The sequence below is a fragment of the Mediterranea sp. An20 genome (genome assembly GCF_002160055.1).
In the GTDB taxonomy this organism is placed as follows: domain Bacteria; phylum Bacteroidota; class Bacteroidia; order Bacteroidales; family Bacteroidaceae; genus Bacteroides; species Bacteroides avicola.
Window position 1 is genome coordinate 1 of the sequence record NZ_NFJV01000032.1, and the last position, 19,468, is coordinate 19,468.

The window sequence follows — 19,468 nt, forward strand, 5'->3', positions numbered from 1 at the left end:
GGTGTGAACGCCCAAAGGAGGGCTGTTGCCATCCATCACCTCGACACGCCGTGGCGCCCGTCCGACCTCGCCCAGCGTGACGGACGGGCAGTACGGAAAGGCAACGAGATTGCCAAGCTGTATGCGGACAACAAGGTGGATGTCATCATCTACGCGGTGGAGAAGTCGCTGGACAGCTACAAGTTCAACCTGCTGCATTGCAAGCAGACGTTCATTTCACAGTTGAAGTCCGGCGCATTGGGCGCACGAACCATCGACGAGGGGGCGATGGACGAGAAGTCGGGCATGAACTTTTCAGAGTACATGGCGATACTCTCCGGCAACACGGACTTGCTGGACAAGGCGAAGCTCGAAAAGAAAATCGCCTCGCTGGAGGGCGAACGCAAGTCGTTCCACAAGGGCAAGCGGGATTCGGAGTTGAAATTGGAGAGCAAGACCTCGGCGCTTAGGAACAACCAAGCGGTCATCGCCGGCATGACGGAGGACTGGGAGAAGTTCACCGCCGCCATACAGACTGACAAGGAGGGCAACCGGCTCAATCCCATCAAGATTGACGGGCTGGACACCACCGACGAGAAGGCCATCGGCAAGCGGTTGCAGGAGATTGCCAAGAACGCCACGACGGGCGGACAGCCTAAACGTATCGGCGAGCTGTACGGCTTCCCCGTCAAGGTGGTGAGCGAGCGGACACTCAGCGAGGGGCTGGAGTTCACCGGCAACCGCTTTTTCGTGGAAGGGAACTACAAGTACACCTACAACAATGGGCATCTGGCAATGGCGGATACCCATGCCGCCGCCGTGAACTTCCTGAACGCGCTGGAGAAGATACCCTCTGTCATCGAGCAGTACAAGGCGAAAAACGAAACGCTGGAGCGCGAGATACCGCAGTTGCAGGAGATAGCGGGCAAGACATGGAAGAAGGAGGACGAACTGAAACAGTTGAAGTCCGAACTTGCTGCCCTCGACCGCAAGATACAGTTGGAACTGGCTCCCAAACATGAAGAAACGACAAGCCAAGGGCAGGAACAAGGTGGCGGTCAGGATTTACCGAAAGCGGAGAACGTACCGAAGCCGGACGATGCAGCCCGTGACTACATCCGTGACCATATTATAATAGGCAGGCCGGGCATTTCCGAACACAAGGAACCCCGTGGAATGAAAATTTGAGAAGGAGCCGATGGCGGAGTCAAGTATCAGCCTTCGGCTCTTTTTATAATCATATCACCCTTTCTTGTGCTCTATATTCATTCGGCGTACACCCCACCACTTTCTTGAACATCCGGCTTAAATGGTGCGGATACTGGAAGCCTACTTGATAGGCTATCTCGCTCACGGTCTTGTTCGTGCTTGCCAGCAAGTCCTTGACGCGGTTGATGACGGTAAGGTGGATGTATTCAATGGCGGACTTGCCGGTTTCCTTCTTCACAAGGTCGCCGAAATAGTTGGCGGAGAAATGAAGTTGGTCGGCACACCACGCCACGGTGGGCAGACCGATTTGCTCGGGCTTGTCTGAGTCGAAGTAGCCGGTCATCAGTTCTTCGAAGCGAGTGAGGACATCGCGGTTGATAGCCTCACGGGTGGCAAACTGGCGGTCGTAGAAACGGAGGCAATGGTTGAGCAGGACTTCGATGTTGGAGGTGATGATGCTGCGGCTATGCTTGTCGATGCGGTGGTGCAGTTCTTCCTCTATCTCGGTGAAGCAGTTGAAGATGGTCTGCCGCTCGCGCTCGGACATATGCAAGGCTTCGTTCACTTCGTAGGAGAAGAATGTGTATTCCTTCATTTTCTTTGCAAGGCTCGTGCCTCGCAGCAGGTCGGGATGGAACAGCAGACAATAGCCTTCGGGATTGGGCGTTTCACCGCCGTCGTCAATACCTGCCACTTGTCCGGGAGCCACGAATACCAACGTGCCTTCCTGATAGTCGTATTGGCTGCGCCCGTAAGTCAGCTTTCCGTGTATCTTCTCTTTCAGGTAGATGCCGTAGAAGCCGTAAAGTTTCTTTTTATGCTTCAAAACATTGACGTCCTTGAAGTCGATGAACGTGACCAACGGATTGAGCGTTTCAATCCCTAAAAACTCATTGTAATCGTGGATGCTGTTGATATTTATGATGTCGCCCATATCTTGTTTCCTCCATTTATTAAAGTATGATGCCACAAAATTAATCTTTTCTTTACTCATTCAGCAAGGAGGGAAGGCATTTCTGTAAAATGGGTGCAAGATTCTGTGATTTGTGTTATCCTGTTGATTGGACGCTACTTGCGGTGAATGCCATTCGTTGATATTGGTGCTTCAATCCGTAATCTGTGTATGGACGAAAGACATACGCTGCTGTAATTTTGCACCTGACAAAAACAAAGTTCAAAATGAAAATGATTATCAATATCTGTCTGCTTATGGCAATTTTATCTTTCAACAGTTGCGATGAGAATACGGCTTCATCATACATACCCTCACAGGAAGGGAATGATTCTATTCCTGCAACAACGGGACATCTGACCACCCGTAGCACTATCGCCGATGTCTTGGCTCATCCGGCTTTCGAGGGATTCAGCCAATACATCTTGCCTTTGGAATGGGGATATGACGAAGATATGCCGCTCTCCGAAGTGGAGCGTTTGCTTCCCTACCATAATTATATTGACGCGGAGCGGTGCGTGGGTTATATCAATCAGATGATAGATTCGGTGGCAGCCGGACGCAGGATTTATTACGACTTGGGGCGCAAAGATGCCGGGTTGTTCTTCTTCCGTGGCAGGTCGGGCGCACCGTTTGCGGTCGTCTGTCCCGGAGGCGGCTTCTCGTATGTCGGCTCCATCCACGAGGGCTTTCCCCACGCCTTGGCGTTGAGCCGGATGGGGTATAATGCGTTTGTCATTCAGTATCAGACGGGCAGCGCACAGACGGCTTGCGAGGACTTGGCGGCGGGCATCGAATACATCTTCCGCCACGCCACGGAGTTGCAGGTCGATACGGCAGGCTATTCCGTGTGGGGCAGTTCGGCGGGGGCGCGTATGGCTGCATACATCGGTTCATACGGCACGGCGACTTTCAGTGCGGCAGAGCTTCCCCGTCCGCGCACAGTGGTGATGGCCTACACGGGGCATAGCGAGTACACCCGGCAAGACCCGCCGACCTACGCCGTGGTAGGCTCGAATGACGGCATTGCCAATCCGAACACGATGCGCCGCCGCACCGAAGCCCTGCAAGCCATCGGCATCCCGGCAGAGTTCCACCTCTATCCGAACCTCCGGCACGGCTTCGGGCTGGGCATCGGTACGAGTGCCGAGGGCTGGATAGACGGGGCTGTCCGGTTTTGGGAAGCGAACAAATAAAAGATGACCTCGGAGGTGAGCCTACATCAACCCGGACTTGATGTACCATGAGGTCGGACTTCATCCTACATCAGTTCCGGACTCATCTTTATTAACATTTGCAGCCCAAAGCTCCGACAATGCCAATCCGTCAGGATAAGCACCGTCCGAGCCTCGGATAGCACCAATCCTGCAGGATAAGCATCATCCGAGGGGACGGACAGCGGTTCTCGAAGAAAATAAGCACTGTCGGAGGCTCGGACAGCCCTTATTCTACAGTTTTAGCCCTGTGGAAGCCCTCGGACAGTGCTAAAAATCTTCCGCAAGCCTTGTCCGAGCTATTTTCGGCGTTTCGGTGAAATGGGTGCTTCTATCTGTAATCTGTGTATGGACGGAGAAGCCTTGCCGATGTAATTTTGCATCAGAAAACAATTAATAGACAAAAGAATATGGATACAGTAAAATTAAGTAACGGCGTGGAAATGCCGATTTTGGGTTATGGAGTTTATCAGGTATCGCCGTCGGAGTGCGAGCGGTGCGTGAGGGATGCCATCAGCGTGGGCTACCGGATGATTGACACGGCACAGGCTTACGGCAACGAGCAGAACGTAGGCAACGCTATCCGTAATTGCGGCGTACCCCGCGAAGAATTGTTCATCGTGACGAAGGTGTGGATTTCCAATGCCGGATACGAGCGGGCAAAGGCAAGCATTGACGAATCTTTGCGCAAATTGCAGACCAACTACATCGACCTGTTGCTCATTCACCAGCCTTTCAACGACTACTACGGCACGTGGCGGGCGATGGAGGAAGCGTACAAGGCGGGCAAGCTCCGCGCCATCGGCGTGTCGAACTTCTACCCCGACCGCTTCATCGACTTGGCGGAGTTCAGCGAAATACCTCCGATGGTCAATCAGGTGGAAACCCACGTGTTCAACCAGCAGGTAGAGGCGCAGCAGATTATGAAGCAATACGGCACACATATTATGGCGTGGGGACCGTTTGCCGAGGGACGCAACAACTTCTTCGGCAACGAAACGCTGATAGCCGTCGGTGCCATGTATAACAAGAGTGCGGCACAGACCGCCTTGCGCTACCTCATCCAGCGCGGCGTGATTGTCATCCCGAAGTCCGTCCGCAAGGAGCGTATGGAGCAGAACTTCGATGTGTTCGACTTCACGCTGACCGATGAGGATATGCAGCGCATCCGCCAATTGGACTTGGGTCATAGCCTATTCTTCTCGCACTACGACCCGCAGACGGTGAAATGGCTTTGTGATTATGGAAAGAGCAAATAAAGATGAAAAGGATATTTCAACTCATCTGTTTGCTGCTTGCCGCCAACTGTGTGGCAGCTTGCAGCAACACGGAAAATGACGCGCCCCTCGGTCCGATAGGCGAAACGCCAGCCGAGGAAGACCCGAATGCAGAACACATCTACCTGTGGCCGGAAGGCAATATGCCGACCGAAACAAACTACACCGTAAACAACGGCAACTATCAGGACGACCCGGATTTCCGTCCCAATATGGTTTGGTATCCCGTGCCGGACGGGACGGAAGTAAAGGGAGCCGTAATGGTATGCCCCGGCGGAGCGTTTATGTTCCGTAGTGGAAACGAAGGCGCACCTGTGGCGGAGCGTCTGGCGGAACTGGGCTGGCAAAGCTTTGTGGTGAACTACCGTGTCCGTCCCTATACGATGGAAGAAGGCAGTCTGGACTTGGCACGTGCCATCCGCTATGTCCGCAGCCACGCCGGGCAGTATGGCATCGACCCTGACCGTATCGCGTCGGTGGGATTTTCCGCAGGCGGCATCCTCTGTGGCGATGAAGCCTTGCACTTTGATGGACAGGTGAACGGCACGGCATTGGATGACAGCTATGTCCCCGATGCGCTCGATGATGTGTCGGCTGATGTATGCGCCATCGGTATGATTTACTCGTTCTATGGACGGTTGAGCGTATCAAATAACAACGTGGACGACCTGCGTGCCGGGAATATTCCCCCGACATTCTATACCTACGGTACGGAAGATCCTTTCTACCGCCAGTTCATCGCCAATGCTAACGCTGCCCGTGAAGCCGGTGTGCAAGTAGAAGAACACGTACTGGACGGTTGGCCGCACGGCTTCGGCGTACAGGGAGAATGGACTACATGGTTCGACAGTTTCCTAACCCAGATAATGTCGCATTGATTATGAAAACAGATAAAGACAACCCCAAAGGCATCTCCCGCCGTGACGCACTAAAACGGATGGGATTGTTCGTGGCTGGAGCAGCCGCATTGAGTATGCCCACGGCATTGACTTCTTGCGATAACGAAAAGAAGAAACGTATCATCCTCTATTTCACCGCTACGGGTAACAGCCTCTACATCGCCCGGCAACTGGCAGACGAAGAGACCGAACTGCTCAGCATCCCGCAGATAGTAAAGCAGGGCCGCCACGACTTTGAGGCGGACGAGATAGGTATCGTCTATCCCATCTACGGACACATGCCGCCCAATATGGTGCGGAACTTCATCAAGCAGGCACGCATCAAGGCAGGTTATAAGTTTGCCGTCCTCACCTATGGAATGCTTGACTTCAACGCCGCTGAGCTGTGGGACGGCATCTCACAGCAGGCAGGTACGAAGTTCGACTACATCAACACCCTCGTGATGGTGGACAATTGGCTGCCCAATTTCGATATGGCGGAACAGATGAAGATGGACAAGCACATTCCCGAACAGTTGGAAAAGATAAAGGCAGACTTGGGGCAACGTATGCGGTGGGTGAAGCCTGCCACCGAAGAAGCCCGCCGCGCCCACGACGGCTTTGTCGCCTTTTCGCGCCTCGACCCGGAGGTTGGCTTCCTGATGCGGAGCGAGAAGTATTTCCAAGTGACGGATGCCTGCATCGGCTGTGGCGTATGCACCGAAGTCTGTCCGCGCGGCAACTACGAACTGACTTCCACGGGAGTAAAGACCGAGGGCGATTGCGACTTTTGTTTCGCCTGCATCCACAACTGCCCGCAGAAAGCCATACAGTTCCGGTCTTTGCCCGACGACCCGTTGCTTGCACGCGGCGAGGTGAACCCTAATGCCCGCTACCGCAACGAACACATATCGTTGTGGAGCATCAAAGAAAGTAACAGACAATAAAACAACTAAAATCAAATAAGTATGAACACATTCAAGAAAATCCTGCTGTCCGCCTTGCTTGTTTGCGGCGGCGTATGTGCAATGAACGCACAAGAGAAAACCACCACGGCGGGCGTGCCGTTGGTTACATTGAACAACGGCGTGGAGATGCCCCGCTTCGGGCTGGGCACTTTCCTGCAAGGGTCTAATGAAATCTGTCGGCAGTCTTGTCTTACGGCACTGAAGGCCGGTTACCGACACATCGACACGGCACATGCCTATAATGATGAGGAGGGTGTGGGACAAGCAGTGAAGGAAAGCGGCATCCCGCGCGAGGAAATCTGGATAACCAGCAAGCTCTGGCCCAACGAATACGGCGAAGGCAAGACCCTGAAAGCCATCGACGATATGTTGAAGCGTCTCCAGCTGGATTATATAGACCTTCTCTATGTCCATCAGCCTTTCGGCGACTTCGTGGGAGCGTGGAAAGACATGGAGAAGGCTGTAAAAATGGGCAAGGTTCGCGCCCTCGGCATCAGTAATTTCGATGCCAATGACGAGGTGTGGAATACCATTATGGACAGCGCCACCATCAAGCCTGCCGTGCTCCAGATAGAATGCCACCCCTACGCCCAACGTCTGGAGATGCGTAATAAAGCCGCCAAGGAAGGCATACAGGTAGAATGTTGGTTCCCTTTGGGCGGCGCAATGAGCAATGGCGCACTATTCAAAGACCCCGTCATCAGGAAGATAGCCGAAGCACATGGCAAGTCGCCGGCACAAATCATCCTGCGCTGGCACATTCAGGAAGGTTTTTCTGTAATCCCCGGAGCCACCAATCCCGACTATATCAAGGAGAACATCCAGATATTCGACTTCGCCCTCACCGATGAGGAAATGCAGCAGATGCGTTCGCTCAACAAGGAGCAACGGTTCTTCACTATGCCGGAAGAGGGCGTTCGACGGATGGTAAGAGAGAACAATCTGTAATCTGTGTATGGACAGGGGGCTTTGGCGTAACTTTGCGACATGAATCAAAAACAGATTGGATATGAAAGAACAAATCATCCGTTTCTTCAAGATGTGGACGCTTCCGCTCGGCATGTTTGCAGGGGTGGGTGTCTATCTGATGTTCCACTACATCCCGTGGCTCAGTCCGCTGAAAGTGCTGGCGAAGGGAGCTAATGATTATATCCTGCCGCTGATGGTATTTATCCAGCTGTTCACCACCTTCTGCAAGGTTAATCCCCGCAAAATGAGAATCTGCAGATGGCACATCATCATGATAACGGTGCAATTGGTTTGCTGTCTGGCAGTGGCATTGCCCATTCACTTTTTCCCGGACTTCTCTTATAATGTGGTGGCGCAAGGGGCGTTGGTCTGCCTGATAGTTCCCACCGGGACGGCTGCTGCGGTGATTGCCGGACGGCTTGGCGGCAACGAGACCACACTGACCACCTACACGATTCTCAGCAACTTAGTGGCGGCGGTGATGATTCCGGCGGTGTTCCCATTGGTGGAGATGCAGTCCGCAGGCTCGTTCGGACATCAATTCCTGATTATCCTGCGGCGTGTGTTTCCGTTGCTCATTACGCCGTTCCTTGCAGCGTGGGCATTGAGGGAATTTCTGCCGAAGGTACACGCTGCGGTCGTGCGGCTGTGCGGAAGCCTTGCGTTTTATCTGTGGGGCATTTCGTTGATAATAGCCATCGGACTTACACTCCGCTCGGTGGTGAACAGCCATTTCGACCCTCATGTCATGTGGTTGCTGGCCCTGTCCGCATTGGTCGCGTGCGCCTGGCAATTCGGTATCGGGAAGCTGGTGGGCAGACGCTTGGGCGATTATATCAGTTGTGGCCAGGGATTCGGCCAAAAGAACACGATACTTGCCATCTGGGTATCCTACACCTACCTCACGCCAGTCATTTCCGTGGCGCCAAGCTGTTACATCGTCTGGCAGAACGTGGTGAACTCGTGGCAACTGTGGTGGAAAGAAAAACGTGATACGAAACATTGAAAAACAGATAAATTATGAATTACAGAAACTTGGGAAACAGAGGACTCCGCGTATCAGCCATCGGCCTGGGCTGTATGGGAATGAGCCACGCCTACGGTGCGCCTGCCGACCATCGGGAAATGGCGGAGCTGTTGGCAAAGGCAATGGATATGGGCTACGACTTCTTCGATACCGCCGAAGTGTATGGCACGCCGGACAATCCGCACGACAACGAGGAACTGCTTGGCAGTGCCTTGAAGCCGTATCGAAACAGAGTTGTCATCGCCACCAAATTCGGCCTGCGATTCGACTTGGAAAGCGGACGGATACCCTATCCGTTGATACCCGATTCTCGTCCCGAAACCATACGGAAGTCGGTGGAAGGTTCGCTCCGCCGGTTACAGACGGACCATATCGACCTTTATTATCAGCATCGTCCTGACCCTGATGTACCGGTAGAAGAGGTTGCAGGCGTGGTACAAAACCTGATAAAGGAGGGGAAGGTGCTTTATTGGGGACTTTCGGAAGCCTCGGAGGAGGACATCTGCCGTGCCAACGCCGTCTGTCCGCTCACTGCCGTGCAAGACCGCTATTCGATGATGGCACGCTGGCACGAAGCCTTGTTCCCCGTGCTGGAGGAACTGGGTATCGGCCTGGTGGCATTCTCTCCGCTTGCCAACGGGCTGTTGTCCGACCGTTACAACGCCGCCTCTCATTTTGAGGCTGGCACGGACTACCGGGCAGGAATGCCGCAGTTCCAGCCGGACAGCTACGACAAGAACCACGATTTGCTGCAACTCATACGCCGCATTGCAGCAGAGAAGAATGCCACGCCTGCTCAGATTTCACTGGCATGGATGCTCTGTAAGAAACCTTGGATAGTGCCCATACCCGGCACACGGAAACTTGACCGGTTACAGGAAAATGCCGGAGCAACAGATGTCATGCTGACGAACGCGGAAGTCAAACAAATAGATAAGGCGTTGGATGCGATGCCTATGTCCGATGTATTTGGTGGAACAAAAATAAAAGCATAACAATATGAAGCGATTGAATTATTTTATCCTGTCTGCTATGATTGCCCTGTGTACAAGTTGTGGAGGACAATCATCACAGACACAAGTGGAGATGACGAATGACAGTATCCTGCCCATCCGTGAGCAAGGCAGTTTCTTAATTGGTGGAACGGTAAAGACTGCACAAGGAACTTACGACACGCATCAACCCATGAAACCGGACGGACAGACTCTGCACGGCGACCACGCCTATGTGTCTTACCAGATTCCGGCAAATGCCCGCAAGAATCCGCTTGTATTTCTGCACGGGGCCGGACAGTCGGCAAAGACTTGGGAAAGTACGCCCGACGGTCGTGAGGGCTTCTCTACAATTTTCCTGCGCCGGGGATTCAGTACCTACCTGATAGACCAACCTCGCCGTGGGCGTGCCGGACGCAGCACGGTGGACGAATCCATCAAGGCTACGACAGACGACCAGTTCTGGTTTGAGAATTTCCGTATGGGTGTGTGGCCGGAGTATTATGACGGCAGCCAGTTTCCACAGTCGGAGGAGGCTTTGGATCAATTCTTCCGTCAAATCACGCCCAACACGGGAGCTTACGATGAGCAGTTGATTGCTACCGATGTGGCCGCATTGATGGATAAGATTGGCGGTGGCATCCTCGTCACCCATTCGCAAGGTGGCGGGCCGGGCTGGCACGCGGCCATCAAGAGCGACAAGGTACGTGCCATTGTGTCCTACGAACCGGGGAGCGGCTTCGTCTTTCCTGAAGGTGAAACTCCCGAACCGTTACAGACCATCAGTCCGTTTGGGGCATTGGGTGCTACAGCCATACCTCTTGCCGATTTTGAGAAACTGACACGTTTCCCCATCATTATCTATTACGGAGATTACATTCCCGACAAGCCAAGTGATAATTGGGCTATGGACAGCTGGCGTGTACGCTTACAGATGGCACGCCTGTTTGCCGATTGCATCAATCGTCACGGTGGCGATGCCACGGTGGTACACCTGCCGGACGAGGGCATCAAAGGCAACTCGCACTTCTTGTTTGCAGAAAAGAACAACGTGCAGCTTGCCGACTTCTTGTCCGCTTGGTTGAAAGAGAAAAGTCTTGACTAACTACTCTTCTTAGTCTCATAACATATAAACGTAGGGCATCTTCGGAATGAGAATTTCGGGGATGCTTTTTCTTTTGAGCACATACGGCGTATGAGACCACCTCATACGCCGTTAGAGATACCCTTATACGCCGTATGAGGTATGCTCGAAATACATTCGTTGATATTGGTGCTTCCTTCTGTAATCTGTGTATGGACGGGCGATGGCTTACGGCGTAACTTTGCACACAGAATAATAATTAAAACAGAATGATTTATGAAGACAGCTATCTTATCCCTGACACTTCTTTTGCTTGCCCTCTGCCAGACGGCACAGGCACAGCAAACGGACACGCTGGACATCCGCCAGCAGAACATCGTACTCATCGCTTCGGCCACGGCGCGGGGAGACTTGAATAATCTGAAAACATCCCTTTCCCGTGGATTGGACAATGGGATGACAGTAAATGAAATCAAGGAAGTATTGGTACACGCCTACGCCTATTGCGGATTTCCCCGCAGCCTGCGTGCCCTGCAAACCTTTATGGAAGTATTGGACAGCCGCAAGGCACAAGGCATTACCGATACCGTAGGCCGCGAGGCATCAGCCATAACCGACAAACGGGAGAAGTACACCCGTGGAGCGGAATTGCTTGAAAAGTTGAGTGGCACACCAGCCGATGCGCCCAAGACTGGTTATGCCGCCTTTGCCCCCATCATTGAGCAATACCTGAAGGAACACTTGTTCTGCGACATCTTCGAGCGTGACTTGCTTACGTGGCAGGAGCGCGAACTGGCCACCGTGTCCATCCTTACCGCAATGGGCGAGGGAGTAGAACCGATGTTGAAGTCACATTCTGCCATCTGCCTGCGTCAAGGCATTACCGAGGGGCAGCTTAGGCAAATGACAACCTTAGTGAATGGGCTGGACGATGACGACCCGTTCGCACGCGGTACGCTGATGCCCGACAATCCGAATTTTACGGGCAAGGCCTGGCTGCAAGGCTATGTCACTCCGCAGGACGGTTTCGGCTGCACAGTGTCCAACGTGACCTTCGCACCCGGATGCCGCAACAGTTGGCATAGCCACAAGGGAGGACAGCTCTTGCTCTGCACTTCCGGCAAAGGCTATTATCAGGAGAAAGGCAAACCCATCCAACTGCTCCTGCCCGGCGATGTGGTGAAGATTGCCCCTGATGTCATCCATTGGCACGGAGCGGCTCCCGACAGCGAATTTACGCATATAGCCATCGGCACACAGCTGGACAAAGGCGGCGTGACGTGGCTGGAGCCGGTAACGGACGAGGAATACAATAGTTATAAGGAGAGTAATAACCGATAAATTATAAGAACGATGAAAAAGTATTTTGTTTACCTGATGATGGCGCTTGCCGCCTTCACTTTCAACGCCTGCGGGGACGATGACCCCGTGACGGAAGAACCGGGAACAGAACAGCCCGGCACACCAGATGACCCGAATGACAACTCTGATGATTCAGACGAACCTGAAGGTCCTAACGACCCGGACACACCTTCGGGAGACAGCAACATCCTTGTGGCCTATTTCAGTTGGGGAGGAACCACACAGCGGATGGCACAGCAGATTGTCGAACAAACCGGGGCTGACCTGTTTCGTATAGAGCCAGTCACGCCTTATCCCGAAGATTATACCGAATGCACCGAAGTGGCATTGGAAGAACGGGACAGCGATGCCCGTCCTGCCATAAGTTCTACCATCGATGAAGAAGCGTGGGCGGCATACGACACTATCTTTATCGGTTGTCCCGTATGGTGGCACACCACACCAATGATTATCTGCACTTTCGCCGAGAGTTATGATTTTGCAGGAAAGGCTGTAGTTCCGTTCTGCACCTATGCATCAACCTACCGTGACGAGACACTGGCACGCATCGCAGAACTGACTTCAGGAGCCGAGGCGCATCTGGACGGATTGGGATTGACCAGCGGAAGCCTGAGCAACGAATCGAATGTGGAAAATTGGCTTCGTGAGATTGGAATCATTGAATAATAATACTAAACAATAAGAACGAATGAAAACAAAGATTATCGCACTCATCGCCCTGCTCGTTATGGGCGGAATGAGCCTGTACGCACAGGACAACAAAATCTTAGTGGCTTATTTCAGTTGGAGCGGCAACACACAGTATGTAGCAGAACAGATTGCCAAGCAGACTGGCGGCACGCTCTTCCGCATCGAACCCGTCAAGCCTTACCCCACGGAATACACCCCTTGCACCGAGGTGGCAAAGAAAGAAAAGGAGGACAATGCCCGTCCCGCCATCAAAAACAAGGTGGAGAATTGGGACAGCTACGACACCATCTTTATCGGATGCCCCGTATGGTGGTGGACTGCCCCGATGATTATCAATACCTTCACTGAGAGCTACGATTTCAAGGGCAAGACGGTCATCCCGTTCTGTACGTATGGAGCCACCTATCGCGACGAGACCCTCGCCAAGATTGTGGAACTGACACCCGATGCCAAACACTTGAAAGGATTTGGGGCGGTGAGCCGCAATACGAAAGGGATTACGGAGTGGCTGAAAGAGATTAAGGTCATCAAATAATGAGAGGAGGAACAGATGAAACGGTATTTTATCCCTTTCGCCTTGCTTTGTGCAACGCTGACATTCGCCTCTTGTGGCGACAATGAAGATAACGATATTGATGTCCCTACCGAAGAGGTAGTACCCGGAACTAATCACAATGTGCTTGTTGCCTACTTCTCCGAGCCTTTGCCGGACGGTGTGGATGCCAGCACTTCCGCCAGCCGTGTGATTGTAAACGGCGACTTGTACGGCAGCGTGGAATACATGGCAACGGTCATTAGCGAAACCACCGGTGCTGACATTGTACGGATACAAACAGCAACACCCTATCCGGGCAATTTTGATGATTTGGCATCACAGGCCGATAACGAGCGGCAGAACGATATTCACCCCGCTCTTGCCACGGATATTGAGAACTTCGATGATTACGATGTCATCTTCGTGGGCTATCCCATCTGGTGGTATCAGATGCCGATGGCAATGTATTCGTTCTTCGATGAATACGACTTTACGGGCAAGACGCTCATTCCTTTCTCGTCACACGGCGGAAGCGGATGGAGCGGAACGGTGGATGACATTGCCGGAATGGAGCCAAACGCCACGATGGTGGACGGTTACAGCATCTCGCGTAATAGCGTGGAAGGTTCAGCAGACGGCATACGTGAATGGCTCGGACGGATAGGAATGTCGGAACAATGAAAACATCTCGTTTATATATGGTATGGCCGTTTCTTTTCGTAGCTTTCCTTGTCGGGTGTGGTACGGATGAAACCTTGCCGGAAACGGGCAATCCGTCCGTCCCGGACAACTCAGGCGCATCTTCGTCCGAAGTGGAACTTGTCAGCGAAACAAATCCCATTCCCAACGGATACGAACAGGAAGCGGAACAACGTGGCAGCATTGTCCGTATGGATTATGACACACGCGACTATGCGGAAGGCAGTGGTGCATCCCGGACAAACACGGCATACGTCTATCTACCTTATGGCTATGACGAACAGAAAAGGTACAACATTATGTACCTCGTACACGGGCATTACGGCACGGCTTCCACCTATTTCGAGACAGAGGACGGTATGCTCCGAAATCTGCTCGACCAGATGATTGCCCACGGTGACATCGCCCCGATGATTGTAGTCACGCCGACTTACAACTACGGCCAGCCCACAGCCAACTATACAGATGCCGATCCGTATTGCAGGGCTTTGCCGCAGGAACTGGTCAACGACTTGATTCCTGTGGTGGAAAGCCGATATCATACATACGCCGAGGCCACGGATGCGGAGGGCATCGAGGCATCCCGTGCACACCGTGCCATCGGCGGCTTCTCGATGGGTGCAGTCACCACTTGGTATGCCTTTGACGAGACACTCGATGCATTCAAATGGTTTATGCCCGTCAGCGGCGACTGCTGGTCGTTAGGCCGGTTTGCCGGAATGAACCGTCCCGATGAAACGGCGGCTTATCTTGCTGACAAGGTGCGACAATCCGCATACGCCGGCACTGGGTTCTATATTTGGGCGGCAAGCGGAACAAGTGATTCGGCATACAGCGAAACCTTGCTGCAAATCGAAGGGATGGCACGCTTGCCGGAGGTGTTCAACACGGACAATATGACTTTCCACGAAAAAAAAGGGGCACGGCACGAATACCGTCCGACAATGGAATACATCTACAATGCGCTTCCGTTCTTTTTCCCGAAAAATGATGAATGATAAAAAATAGAAAAAAGATGAACAATTTTACATATCAATATCCCGTCCGCCAACATTTTGGCAAGGGGTGCGCCGAGGGCGCGATAAAAGAAGAAATGAGACTTGTGGGCAAGAATGTGCTGTTAGCATACGGTGGCGGCTCGCTGAAACGCACGGGATTGTATGACAAGGTTGTGGATTGGCTGCACGAGTGCGGAAAGGATGTGGTGGACTTCGGCGGAATTATGCCCAATCCTACCTATGCCAAGGTGCAGGAGGGTGCACGGCTGGTGCGTGAAAACAGTATAGACTTCATCCTTGCCGTGGGCGGAGGTTCGGTCATCGACTGCTGTAAGATAGTTTCGGCACAAGCAAAGTTAGACGAGGACATCTGGGAGATGCAGTACACGAAGCATCGGTATCCCAACGAATTTGTACCGATGGGTGCTGTCGTTACGGCATCGGGAACAGGTGCGGAGCAGAACAACGGGGCGGTCATCACCCACACCGAAAAGAAGCTGAAGCAACCGTTGGTCGGAGCATATCACAGTTTTGCCATCCTGGATAGCGACCTTACCAAGACACTCCCGATGGGACAAGTCATCAGCGGAGCATTCGACACATTGAGCCATTGTATGGAGACCTATATGGGCAAGCCGCAAACCGACAACCTTTCCGATGAAATCAACGAGGCGGTGATGCGCAATGTCATCAAGAATCTGCGTGCCCTGATTGCCGACCCGGACAATGACTTTGCCCGTGGCGAACTGATGTGGAACTCCGCCCTTGCCGAGAACAGCCTGCTGAAACTTGGCAAGCAGACCGACTTCCAATGCCACATGCTGGAGCACGCTGTCGGCGCTTATACCGACTGCAATCACGGTAGGGCATTAGCTATCATCCATCCCACACTCTACCGTCACCTGCTGACCGAGGGCAAGGAGAAACTGGCGCGTATGGCGGAACGGGTGTGGAACGTAAAGGGCGATACCGTGGAGCAGACCGCCGCACTTGGTATTGATGCTCTTGAAGCCTTCATCAAGGAAATCGGCCTGCCTACCCATTGGAGTGAGTTAGGTATTACGGACGAAACGGTGCTCCGTGCCGCTGCCGATACCTGCCTGTTGATGCCGGGCTGTTGCAAGCAATTCACAAGGGATGAGTTGTTCGAAGTATTAAGGGAATGTAAATGATATGCTCGTAAAATTTATCAAATAACAAAATATGAAAGCAACCTATTTATCAAAGCTCATGGTAGCATCCATTTTGCTGCTTGGCATGTTTCTCCTGCCCTCATGTGGGGATTCGGAAAACACTACGGAAGAACCGGGTACTGAAATCAACGGTGAAGAGAACGATACCATTGCTGTCAATTTCGACCATCAGGTGACCCAGCCTGCACCGGGCGGAGACACTCCCGACGGAGGCCCTCAGGCGGTATCCCGTATCACATCAGTTGCTGGAGTTCCGCTTGTAAGGCTGAACAATGGTGTTATGATGCCTCGTTTTGGGCTTGGCACTCAAGTGCAAAGCATGGAAGGAGCCAACCAGCGGCAGGAACTTAACGAGACGGTTCGCGGCATGGTCATCTCAGCACTTCAGTCGGGGTATCGTCATCTGGACGATGCCATGTTTTACTATAATGAGCGTGGCGTCGGTTGGGGAATAAGGGAAAGCGGCGTTCCACGAGAGGAAATCTGGTTGACGAGCAAAATATCGGGAGACCTTGCAGATGCACAGAATGCGTTTGAGGGAATGCTCCAACGGTTACAGGTGGATTACATCGACCTCGTATATATACACCACCCGGCCGGCACTTTGGAAGACATCCTTGCCTGTTGGCGGGTGATGGAAAACGAGTATAAGGCAGGCAGGATACGTGCGCTCGGCATCAGCAATTTCGACAACCGCATGGAGGCATTCAACTATATCATGGAAAATGCGGAAATCAAACCGCAAATGGCACAGATAGAGTGTCATCCGCTTGCCCAAAGAAGGGAGGCCAGACAACTCTATGCGGACAACTACGATATTCAGGTGGAATGTTGGTATCCGCTGAACCACAACAGAGGTGACGTTGATAATGCCACGCTCCAACAAATAGCTGACGCACATGGGAAGACGGTGTATCAGGTAATTCTCCGCTGGCACATGCAGGAAGGTCTTTGTCCTGTTCCCGGTTCGACCAACCCTGACCACATCCTCGAAAACATCAGCATCTTCGACTTTGAACTCTCCGATGAGGAAATGGCTGCCATCCGTGCCATTGACCTTGGCGATGCGGGAAGGTCATTCAACATTTCCTACGGTGACTGGAACTTCGGAAACTTCCAAGATTACACATACGACCATACTTATACGCCTTCTGCATCGGATGCGTCCAATTAAATAGGTTCTAACTGAGTAAACTCTATATAATAAAAGCACTATGAATATGAATAGATTTTTAACGGCTGCGTTGTGCCTCTCACTGTTTTTTTGTGGCACGACCAATGTCATGGGAAAGACGGATCAAAAGGTAACAGAACCTTTTACCACAGTTGATTTCAACACGATAAAGAGTCACAACTCCAATCCTTTCGGGTTGGCCTATCAAGGAGCCATTACCAAGAACGAGCCGGGCAAGGTGAACATTCATCGCATCACCTACGAATTGAACGGTTTGACGATGGTTGCCAATGTTTATACGCCTGCCGGTTATGACACGGCGAAAACCTATCCCGCTCTTGTCGTGGCGCATCCCAACGGAGGCTGTAAGGAGCAGGTGGCAGGTCTGTACAGCCAACGGATGGCAGAGCAGGGCTACATCTGCCTTGCCTTTGATGCAGCCTATCAGGGCGGAAGCGAGGGAGAGCCGCGCAACGTGGACAAACCCGCCAACCGCATAGAGGACATCCACCGTGCCGCCGACATCCTGGCACAATATCCCGGAGTAGATGTAGCCCGCATCGGCATCCTCGGCATTTGTGGAGGTGGCGGCTATACGCTGAAAGCCGCGCAGACCGACAAACGTTTCAAGGCAGTCGCCACACTCAGTATGTTCAACTCCGGACTGGTGCGCCGCAACGGATTCCTCGATTCACAAATGGGCGATGTGCAGGAACGTCTGACCGATGCCTGTGCCGCCCGTCAGAAAGAAGCCAATGGCGAAGCACCTGAATATGTGGGCGACATGAGTGGTATGACACCTGAGCAGGCCAAACAGCTTCCGTATGACCTCTACCGCGATGGCTACGAGTACTATCTCCAGACACATGCACATCCCGGCTCCACCTTCCGCTACACAAAGAGCAGCTTAGTGGACCTGATGGCATTCGATGCCAGCGAGGGGATGTATCTCATTAACCAACCGCTTCTGATGATGGCGGGCAGCAATGCCGACACGTTCTATATGACCGAACAATGTTTCAGCAAAGCCACGGGAACCAACGATAAGGAACTGTATCTTATCCCCGGCGCACGGCACATCCAAACGTATTGGGTGCCGGAGTACGTGGAAAAGGCGGTGGGCAAGCTGACGGAGTTCTTTGGAAAACATCTGTGATGAGCCTATCTCATCCCGGACATGAGGCAGGCTCAGGTCGGACATGAGATACCCTAAGGTCGGACCTTAGCCTATCAAAGGTCTGACCCTTGATAAAACCCTCTTGCCGCTTTCGTTGAATTTGGTGCTTCAATCCGTAATCTGTGTATGGACGCGCCACGGCGGAAGCGGTATTTTTGTATCAAGACATAAAACAAATAGTAATGAACGATATACGGACATTTACCATAGACGAGTTTAACAAACAGATGCGGCAGCCGACGTTGCACCCGGAAGTGGCCGTCATCGACCCGGCACGCTTAGAGGACGACGATACATTATGCTTTACGGGCAACTTCTACGCCATCCGCTTTGTCCAGACACGATGCGGCGAAGCGCGTTATGGCAGAAAGTGCGCCGATTTCCAATATGGCACGCTGGTATTTACGAAGCCGGGCGACATCGTGCGCGTCAGCCGGGAGGATGCGGTGGACGGAAGCATATCCGGCATCCTCTTCCATCCGGAACTGTTCAGCACCAAGAGCCTTGTATTCAAGAAAGCCGACTATGCCTTTTTTGATTACCGGGAAAACGAGTCGCTGCACCTATCCCTGCAAGAGAAGCGAATCGTGCAAGACCGTCTGGAACATATCCACGAGGAACTGCGGCGTGACATCGACCGGCACAGCCTGCGGCTGGTATCTGCCGGGCTGGAACTGCTGCTGGACTACTGCGTCCGCTTCTATGAGCGCCAGTTCGCCTGCCGTACCGACATCGACGGGGAATATCTGGCGACTTTGGACAAGACGCTTGTCCGATATTTCTCCATAAGCGGACAGAAGTCCGTGGACGGCGGTATCATCAAGGTAGAATCCGCCTTGCCTTTCCTCTCGCCCGCTTACCTGAACGACCTTGTGCGGGCAGAGACGGGAAAGACGCTTGCCGAGTATGTCCGCGTCAAGATGATGGAATACATCAAGAAGCGTGTCCGCAACGGTGGCTGTCCGTTGGAGCAGGTAGCCGGAGAGTTCGGCTTCCACGAGCCACGCATATTGGCTCTTTTGTATCGGCAGGTGTTCGGACAGCAGCCCAAGCACTATCTATTGACCCCGGATTATAAACTAAATTGATAA

General features: G+C 52.8%; 18 protein-coding genes and 1 pseudogene. 18 read left to right on the forward strand and 1 reads right to left on the reverse strand.

Features of this window, described 5'->3' with window-relative positions:
- Positions 1-1,167 (forward strand): annotated as a pseudogene (locus B5F34_RS14670) (DNA methylase); the annotation flags it as partial.
- Between the two features lie 49 nt (positions 1,168-1,216).
- On the opposite strand, the gene B5F34_RS14675 reads toward B5F34_RS14670, so the two are convergent.
- A complete protein-coding gene (locus B5F34_RS14675; RefSeq protein ID WP_087340494.1) occupies positions 1,217-2,122 on the reverse strand; it encodes a response regulator transcription factor in 906 nt (301 codons plus the stop codon).
- Positions 2,123-2,367: 245 nt separating this feature from the next.
- Here B5F34_RS14675 and B5F34_RS14680 point away from each other — a divergent pair, with 245 nt between their 5' ends.
- The 17 genes from B5F34_RS14680 (at position 2,368) to B5F34_RS14760 (ending at position 19,465) form a co-directional block, all read left to right on the forward strand.
- Positions 2,368-3,336, forward strand: a complete 969-nt coding sequence (locus B5F34_RS14680; RefSeq protein WP_087340496.1) for an alpha/beta hydrolase — start codon at positions 2,368-2,370, stop codon at positions 3,334-3,336.
- 428 nt (positions 3,337-3,764) lie between these two features.
- Positions 3,765-4,613, forward strand: coding sequence for an aldo/keto reductase (locus tag B5F34_RS14685; RefSeq protein WP_087340498.1), 849 nt, complete (start codon positions 3,765-3,767; stop codon positions 4,611-4,613).
- Between the two features lie 2 nt (positions 4,614-4,615).
- Positions 4,616-5,509 carry an alpha/beta hydrolase gene (locus tag B5F34_RS14690; protein WP_087340500.1) on the forward strand — a complete coding sequence of 298 codons (894 nt, stop codon included), beginning with the start codon at positions 4,616-4,618 and terminating at the stop codon, positions 5,507-5,509.
- Positions 5,510-5,511: 2 nt separating this feature from the next.
- A complete protein-coding gene (locus B5F34_RS14695; RefSeq protein WP_083380894.1) occupies positions 5,512-6,456 on the forward strand; it encodes an EFR1 family ferrodoxin in 945 nt (314 codons plus the stop codon).
- A gap of 21 nt (positions 6,457-6,477) precedes the next feature.
- A complete protein-coding gene (locus tag B5F34_RS14700) occupies positions 6,478-7,425 on the forward strand; it encodes an aldo/keto reductase (RefSeq protein ID WP_204245617.1) in 948 nt (315 codons plus the stop codon).
- Positions 7,426-7,486: 61 nt separating this feature from the next.
- Positions 7,487-8,452: a hypothetical protein gene (locus B5F34_RS14705; protein WP_087340502.1), complete on the forward strand. Its 966-nt coding sequence runs from the start codon at positions 7,487-7,489 to the stop codon at positions 8,450-8,452.
- A 14-nt stretch (positions 8,453-8,466) separates the two neighbouring features.
- Positions 8,467-9,468, forward strand: a complete 1,002-nt coding sequence (locus tag B5F34_RS14710) for an aldo/keto reductase (protein ID WP_087340503.1) — start codon at positions 8,467-8,469, stop codon at positions 9,466-9,468.
- 4 nt (positions 9,469-9,472) lie between these two features.
- Positions 9,473-10,570: an alpha/beta fold hydrolase gene (locus B5F34_RS14715; protein WP_204245618.1), complete on the forward strand. Its 1,098-nt coding sequence runs from the start codon at positions 9,473-9,475 to the stop codon at positions 10,568-10,570.
- 255 nt (positions 10,571-10,825) lie between these two features.
- Complete coding sequence (locus tag B5F34_RS14720; RefSeq protein ID WP_071148860.1) at positions 10,826-11,890, forward strand: carboxymuconolactone decarboxylase family protein; 1,065 nt, start codon at positions 10,826-10,828, stop codon at positions 11,888-11,890.
- 12 nt (positions 11,891-11,902) lie between these two features.
- Positions 11,903-12,577: a flavodoxin gene (locus B5F34_RS14725; RefSeq protein WP_087340505.1), complete on the forward strand. Its 675-nt coding sequence runs from the start codon at positions 11,903-11,905 to the stop codon at positions 12,575-12,577.
- 22 nt (positions 12,578-12,599) lie between these two features.
- Entirely contained in the window at positions 12,600-13,136 is a 537-nt protein-coding gene (locus tag B5F34_RS14730) for a flavodoxin (protein WP_072542182.1), read from the forward strand.
- 15 nt (positions 13,137-13,151) lie between these two features.
- Complete coding sequence (locus B5F34_RS14735) at positions 13,152-13,817, forward strand: flavodoxin (RefSeq protein ID WP_072542183.1); 666 nt, start codon at positions 13,152-13,154, stop codon at positions 13,815-13,817.
- Entirely contained in the window at positions 13,814-14,833 is a 1,020-nt protein-coding gene (locus B5F34_RS14740) for an alpha/beta hydrolase-fold protein (protein ID WP_161946430.1), read from the forward strand. The genes B5F34_RS14735 and B5F34_RS14740 overlap by 4 nt, the downstream gene beginning before the upstream one ends.
- A gap of 17 nt (positions 14,834-14,850) precedes the next feature.
- Entirely contained in the window at positions 14,851-16,005 is a 1,155-nt protein-coding gene (locus B5F34_RS14745) for an iron-containing alcohol dehydrogenase (RefSeq protein ID WP_022384313.1), read from the forward strand.
- A 31-nt stretch (positions 16,006-16,036) separates the two neighbouring features.
- Positions 16,037-17,200: an aldo/keto reductase gene (locus B5F34_RS14750; RefSeq protein ID WP_087340507.1), complete on the forward strand. Its 1,164-nt coding sequence runs from the start codon at positions 16,037-16,039 to the stop codon at positions 17,198-17,200.
- A gap of 46 nt (positions 17,201-17,246) precedes the next feature.
- The gene (locus B5F34_RS14755; protein WP_087340539.1) at positions 17,247-18,356 is read left to right on the forward strand and encodes an alpha/beta hydrolase; all 1,110 of its coding nucleotides are present in this window, start codon (positions 17,247-17,249) and stop codon (positions 18,354-18,356) included.
- A gap of 203 nt (positions 18,357-18,559) precedes the next feature.
- Complete coding sequence (locus B5F34_RS14760; protein WP_087340508.1) at positions 18,560-19,465, forward strand: helix-turn-helix domain-containing protein; 906 nt, start codon at positions 18,560-18,562, stop codon at positions 19,463-19,465.
- The last annotated feature ends 3 nt before the right edge of the window (positions 19,466-19,468 follow it).

Excerpts from the sequence above, each read along its gene's own strand:
- B5F34_RS14690 (WP_087340500.1), top strand. The coding sequence starts at position 4,616 with ATGAAAAGGATATTTCAACTCATCTGTTTGCTGCTTGCCGCCAACTGT.
- B5F34_RS14710 (WP_087340503.1), top strand. The coding sequence starts at position 8,467 with ATGAATTACAGAAACTTGGGAAACAGAGGACTCCGCGTATCAGCCATC.
- B5F34_RS14695 (WP_083380894.1), top strand. The coding sequence starts at position 5,512 with ATGAAAACAGATAAAGACAACCCCAAAGGCATCTCCCGCCGTGACGCA.
- B5F34_RS14675 (WP_087340494.1), bottom strand. The coding sequence starts at position 2,122 with ATGGGCGACATCATAAATATCAACAGCATCCACGATTACAATGAGTTT.
- B5F34_RS14735 (WP_072542183.1), top strand. The coding sequence starts at position 13,152 with ATGAAACGGTATTTTATCCCTTTCGCCTTGCTTTGTGCAACGCTGACA.
- B5F34_RS14725 (WP_087340505.1), top strand. The coding sequence starts at position 11,903 with ATGAAAAAGTATTTTGTTTACCTGATGATGGCGCTTGCCGCCTTCACT.
- B5F34_RS14685 (WP_087340498.1), top strand. The coding sequence starts at position 3,765 with ATGGATACAGTAAAATTAAGTAACGGCGTGGAAATGCCGATTTTGGGT.
- B5F34_RS14715 (WP_204245618.1), top strand. The coding sequence starts at position 9,473 with ATGAAGCGATTGAATTATTTTATCCTGTCTGCTATGATTGCCCTGTGT.
- B5F34_RS14680 (WP_087340496.1), top strand. The coding sequence starts at position 2,368 with ATGAAAATGATTATCAATATCTGTCTGCTTATGGCAATTTTATCTTTC.
- B5F34_RS14700 (WP_204245617.1), top strand. The coding sequence starts at position 6,478 with ATGAACACATTCAAGAAAATCCTGCTGTCCGCCTTGCTTGTTTGCGGC.
- B5F34_RS14740 (WP_161946430.1), top strand. The coding sequence starts at position 13,814 with ATGAAAACATCTCGTTTATATATGGTATGGCCGTTTCTTTTCGTAGCT.
- B5F34_RS14730 (WP_072542182.1), top strand. The coding sequence starts at position 12,600 with ATGAAAACAAAGATTATCGCACTCATCGCCCTGCTCGTTATGGGCGGA.
- B5F34_RS14755 (WP_087340539.1), top strand. The coding sequence starts at position 17,247 with ATGAATAGATTTTTAACGGCTGCGTTGTGCCTCTCACTGTTTTTTTGT.
- B5F34_RS14705 (WP_087340502.1), top strand. The coding sequence starts at position 7,487 with ATGAAAGAACAAATCATCCGTTTCTTCAAGATGTGGACGCTTCCGCTC.
- B5F34_RS14760 (WP_087340508.1), top strand. The coding sequence starts at position 18,560 with ATGAACGATATACGGACATTTACCATAGACGAGTTTAACAAACAGATG.
- B5F34_RS14720 (WP_071148860.1), top strand. The coding sequence starts at position 10,826 with ATGAAGACAGCTATCTTATCCCTGACACTTCTTTTGCTTGCCCTCTGC.
- B5F34_RS14750 (WP_087340507.1), top strand. The coding sequence starts at position 16,037 with ATGAAAGCAACCTATTTATCAAAGCTCATGGTAGCATCCATTTTGCTG.
- B5F34_RS14745 (WP_022384313.1), top strand. The coding sequence starts at position 14,851 with ATGAACAATTTTACATATCAATATCCCGTCCGCCAACATTTTGGCAAG.